The 5,354-nt window shown below is 48.8% G+C and carries 2 protein-coding genes and 1 pseudogene; all 3 read left to right on the top strand.

The genetic code is table 11. The features are described from left to right. A pseudogene (locus RMO84_RS20700) lies at positions 1 to 815 on the top strand (ribonucleoside-triphosphate reductase, adenosylcobalamin-dependent); the annotation flags it as partial. A gap of 481 nt (positions 816 to 1,296) precedes the next feature. Further along, positions 1,297 to 1,815, top strand: coding sequence for a hypothetical protein (locus RMO84_RS20695; protein ID WP_310490324.1), 519 nt, complete (start codon positions 1,297 to 1,299; stop codon positions 1,813 to 1,815). A gap of 462 nt (positions 1,816 to 2,277) precedes the next feature. Beyond that, positions 2,278 to 5,121 carry a pitrilysin family protein gene (locus RMO84_RS20690; RefSeq protein ID WP_310490323.1) on the top strand — a complete coding sequence of 948 codons (2,844 nt, stop codon included), beginning with the start codon at positions 2,278 to 2,280 and terminating at the stop codon, positions 5,119 to 5,121. The last annotated feature ends 233 nt before the right edge of the window (positions 5,122 to 5,354 follow it).

The raw sequence follows: 5,354 nt of genomic DNA, 5'->3' as shown, positions 1-5,354 counted from the left end.
GTCCGGCAACGGCGGCGGGGATTGCTTACAAGCAGAAAGAACACGAATACCTAAATACTTGGCGCGAAGTCGACGAGCAGACAGTGTGGGAATATTGCGATCGACATGGCATCAAACGGCCAAATCGGTGTACCACCGTTCAACCATCGGGTACCAAATCGCTGCTGACTGGGGCTTCTCCAGGCTGGCACGCACCCAAAGCGCAACGTTTTATCCGCCGGATCACTTTCCGCAAGGATGACCCCGTAGCCCTCGCCTGTATCGACTATGGGTATAGCGTGATTCCCTCTCAGTCTGATAAAGACGAGAATGGCAATCTGCTGGACGATGCCTACGACTCGCGTTGTACGGAATGGTTGATCGAAATTCCCGTGGCGGTATCTTGGGCGGATCTGCCTGGTGCTGACTCGATCGAAATCGGTCAATTTAGTGCCCTAGCGCAGATGGACTTCTACATGGGCGTCCAGCAACATTACGTTCGTCACAATACCAGTGCGACGATCGAATTGCGCGAAAATGAAGTAGATGCCCTGGGCAAACGGATTTTTGAGGCGATTCGGGATGATGAGGGTTATATCTCAGCAGCTCTATTGGCGCGGTTCGACGACCATCAGACGTTCCCGCGTTTGCCGTTTGAACCGATCGACAAGGCGACATTCGATGACATGATGGTGGGTGTGATGCAGCGACGCCAGACCGCTGAATTCCATACAGCGTTGAGTCGTTATGACTTGGGCAACAAATCGGAAGAATCTGGCCCTGCGGGTTGCGATTCAGATAAGTGTCTGTTGCCAGATGTGAAGCCAAATAGTTAACTTCAGTTGCTAGTGGCTAGCTGCTTGGGTCTTTTCCATGGCGAGGGAACCTCGCCGGAAAGACTCCGCTTTGAATTAATCCCCCTAACTAAATTGCGAGTTAGGGGGATTTTCGATTTATGGCAACAGCAACAGCAGTTAGGACGATCGAACTCAATTTCTCGATCTACTTTTCCCTAGCAACTGAACAACTGCTCTGGGATGACGGTGGTTTAAAATAATTAGGGAGAAAGTATTTTTAGTTACAGAAATATTTATCTAGTTGTACACTGTCAATCGACAAAGAAGCTATTTACGAACTCAATATTAAAAAGTAATTGTCGCTACAGAATCAATTTGTTTGAATTGATAATTTAAATACGGTAGAAAAATTTGTTTCAATATATTTAGCAAATTTTCATCTGAACCAAAAAACAATAGTGTGAGATAAAAAATGATGTTGATGCGCAAATTGATTATGTGCGTAGGTTTGAGCGCGTTCATGGCTACTTTAAATGGTGTGACTGGTGCTGCTAATGCTTCGGTTTTCCAAAAATCTAAAATCGCAGGAGTGAGAAATATTGCTGTTGCTATTTCCGAAGCAGACCAAAGCGCACTTGTTAAAGAAAACAGACAACTTTTGATTAAAAATAGAGCATTAGCTCGGAAAATTGCCACTAAACTCGGCATCACCTCTTCTGGCGAAGTTCCGACTAGTGGCACTCCTCTAGAACAAAATCAAGTTCTAATTTTACAAAATCAAGAGACATTTACCGCAATCGCGACGAAAGTCGGTGCGACAGTACCCTCTTTGTCCGCTGTCGAAGCAACCGATCCGGCAGAAAAAAACCATAAGCTGCTCTTACAAAACAAGTCAATTGTAGTTGAAATCCTCAAGAAACTGAGTATTTCACCAGCTCCTGCTGCTGAACTTAAAGGCACATTTGTCGATAAAAACCACAGCCTGCTCGTCGGGAATGGTAAGGCACTGGCCAAAATTGCAGCCAAGCTGGGTGTCTAAGTCGATTTGAAGATTCAAAAGAGTGGGACAGTCCGAATAGCCATAATATCTAGATTTCCAAAAACTTAACTAGCTGACATCGATCTAGCGCACTCTGAGATTTCCTCAGAGTGCATTTTTGTTGAAGATGGCGATCGTCAGCCAGTCAGAGCGATCGAGCGTCAAGAGCATTTACACTTACAACTGCTGGCAAGTGGAGATCGTCCCCGCCAATCGACCGATCGGCTAGAGTTTCGATCGATGATAGATCGAGTAAACTGAGGATCGAACGAACGCCGTAATCTCGCAACAATTTACTAGCTTTGTCGTCTGAGAAGTAGTCTTCGAGATCTTTTCTAGAGCGAATCTGAACTTAGGCATAAGTCGCCAATAGATTGCAGAAATTAGATCGAAACTAGCTAGTTAATTATTGTTTGGATGACGATCTTCAGTTAGTGCATCAATTATAGATATTCAGAACAGATGTTGAAAATTAGAGATTTTTGGGTGAGTTGGCGACGGTATCGATTTGGGCTGTTATTGCTTGGGGTGTGTTTGAGTGCGATCTTGGCATCACCACAAGTAGCGATGTCTACCCAGTCTACCGCAGCCGCTACGACAGAGTCAGCCGCAGTCGCGGAAGTGGCCAAACAACCTCTCCCCCAGCCCAGCAAATCTCCAGCCGTACTGCCACAGCAGGCTGCTTTGACGACAAACGTCAAAAAGACAGTGCTCGAAAATGGTTTGACAGTGTTGACAAAGGAAGTCCGCAATGCACCTGTCGTCACGGTTCAGGTCTGGTACAAAATTGGTTCGCGCAATGAAGCTCCTGGTGTCAATGGCATCGCGCACCAATTGGAGCACATGTTATTTAAAGGGACTAAAGATCGACCGATTCAATTTGGGAGATTGTTTGCGGCATTAGGTAGTAGTTTTAATGCTTTTACTAGTTACGATCAGACAGCTTATTTTGGGACGGTAGAGAAGAATAAACTCAGCAGTTTGTTGACATTAGAAGCCGATCGAATGCAGAATTCGACGATCGATACAGAGAAGCTCACTGGTGAAAAACGGGTCGTCATTTCGGAGTTGCAAGGCTATGAAAATGGCCCGAGTTATCGACTCGATCGCGCTGTCAAACGCGCTGCTTTTCCGAGTACGCCCTATGGTTTGACTGTCGGCGGTACCAAAGCCGATGTCGAAAAGTTCACCGTCGAGCAAGTGCGGTCTTATTACGACTCTTACTATGCCCCGAATAATGCCACCTTAGTCGTCGTCGGCGACTTCGATACCGCTAGTTTGATGGCTAAAGTTCGCGAGACAGTGGGGAAAGTTCCCCGGCGCGAGCTGAAAGTTGCCAAGCCGACAGTGACGCCAGCAACGACCAAACCCCAGCGGCGACTCACCCTCAAGCAGCCAGGTAGTACCCAAATCGCGATCGAGGTCTATCCTTTACCAGAAGCCACTCATCCTGACGTCCCGGCGATCGATGTGATGAATTATGTCCTCACTGAAGGCCGCAGCTCGCGGATGTATCAAGCGATCGTCGAAACCGGCATCGCGACCAGTCTCGATGGTGGTGCGGCCAATCTCGCGGCTGGCGGCTGGTATGAGATTTCGTCGATCGTCGAAGTCGGTAAATCGCTCCCGAAACTAGAAGCGGCGATCGATAAAGAGATTAAGCTGCTCCAAACCAAAGGAGCTGCCGCTGGCGAAATTGCCCGCGCCAAAGCCCAGCTCAAAGCCAGCTACCTGCTGGGCAATCGCGATATCAATAGTCAAGCCCGACAACTGGGCAACGACCAAACGACAACTGGCGATTATCAATTTACCGATAAGTACTTAGCCGGTGTCGAACGCGTCACCGCCGCTGATGTCCAACGGGTTGCCAAAAAATATCTCCAACCCAACCTCAAAACGATCGGCTTTTTTGAACCGACCCAAATCACTGCTAAAACTGCGGCACCCGCAGAGGGTGGCGGTAAAACTGCCGATAATTTCGCGCCAGGTGCGCCGGTAGACCCCAGCGAACTCGCTAAATATCTCCCCGCACTCGATCCGGATACGGCCAGCCAAAACCAATCCTTGCCCCAAGAGGTGAAACTCAAGAATGGCTTGCGGGTCTTCTTGCTCCCCGATGCCAGTACGCCGACGGTGACATTAAGTGGCAACATTCAAGCTGGCACCGAGTATGACAATCCTGCCAAAGCTGGCTTGGCCAGTCTGACAGCTACCAACCTCCTGAGCGGTACCAAAACGCAATCGGCTCTAGCGATCGCCCAAACACTAGAAAGTCGCGGTGCGGGACTAGCATTTGCGGCCAGTCGCGAAGGTGTCGGCTTGGGTGGGAATGCTCTATCCAAGGATCTGCCCGTGTTGTTGCAAACTTTGAGCGATGTCGTGCAAAATGCCAATTTCCCCCAACAGAAATTTGAACTCAGCCGGCAACGCGCGCTGACTGCCCTCAAATTGGAGCTAGATAGTCCGAATAGTGTGGCGCGAAAGAAATTCCAGCAGACGGTCTATCCCCTCAATCATCCGTTTACGATTTTCCCCACTCAGGAAACGTTGACGGGACTCACCCCAGCGGATCTGCAAACTTTTTATCGTCAGCACTATCTGCCGAGCAACACGATTCTGGCGATCGTCGGTGACTTTAAAGTCGCTCAAGTAAAAAGCTTGCTCGAACAGAAATTGGGCAACTGGTCGGCGACGGCGACACCAGTCAAGCTCAACTATCCACAGCCACAGTTTCCGGCCAAACAGGTGCAGGTAAACCCGTCTCTGCCAGGGAAAACTCAAGCGATTACCCTGCTGGGCAATAAGGCGATCGATCGCAAAGATCCGCGCTACTATTCAGCTTTGGTGTTAAATCAAATCCTCGGTGGCGATACCCTCTCCAGCCGTCTGGGTACAGAAATTCGCGATCGTCAAGGCTTAACCTACGGAATCTACAGTAGCTTTGCTGCTGGCAAACGGCAGGGGACTTTTATCATCTCGATGCAAACCGCTCCTGAGGATGCCCAAAAAGCCACTCGCAGCACGATCGCGTTGTTGAAAGATCTCCAAACTAAAGGTGTCACTACCGCTGAAGTGGCCAATGCCAAGCGCAGTATTGCGAGTAATTACACCGTCGAACTGGCATCCCCCGATGAGATTGCTGGCGCGACGCTAGGTAATGCCGTCTATGGCTTGAATCCTAATGAAATTAGTGAGTTTCCCAAGAAGATCAAAGCAGTCACCTTAGAGCAAGTCAACCAAGTTGCGAAGGAATTGATTCAACCCGATCGGTTAGTGGTGATTACCGCTGGGCCACCAAAACAATAGATTTAATTTCAAGTAGAAAGGTAGGGGCAATCGATCGATTGCCCTTACCTTTTTTCATGAGCGGGGCGACAGGATTTCGCTATAAGAAGGTGTCTCAAAACTCAATTTTGTTAAGCGAAACCCCTAGAAGATCCCCCTGTCTTGTCTCGCATAATCCCCCTTCAAAAGCGGATGCCTTTTCGGTCGGGTTCCCCGACCATGAAAAGGCACCAAGCGGGTGACTAAGATTCCGA

The sequence above is a fragment of the Chamaesiphon sp. VAR_69_metabat_338 genome, assembly GCF_031423935.1.
Classification (GTDB): domain Bacteria; phylum Cyanobacteriota; class Cyanobacteriia; order Cyanobacteriales; family Chamaesiphonaceae; genus Chamaesiphon.
The sequence above is the reverse complement of the archived record's forward strand: the minus strand, read 5'-3'. Positions and strand labels throughout refer to the sequence as shown.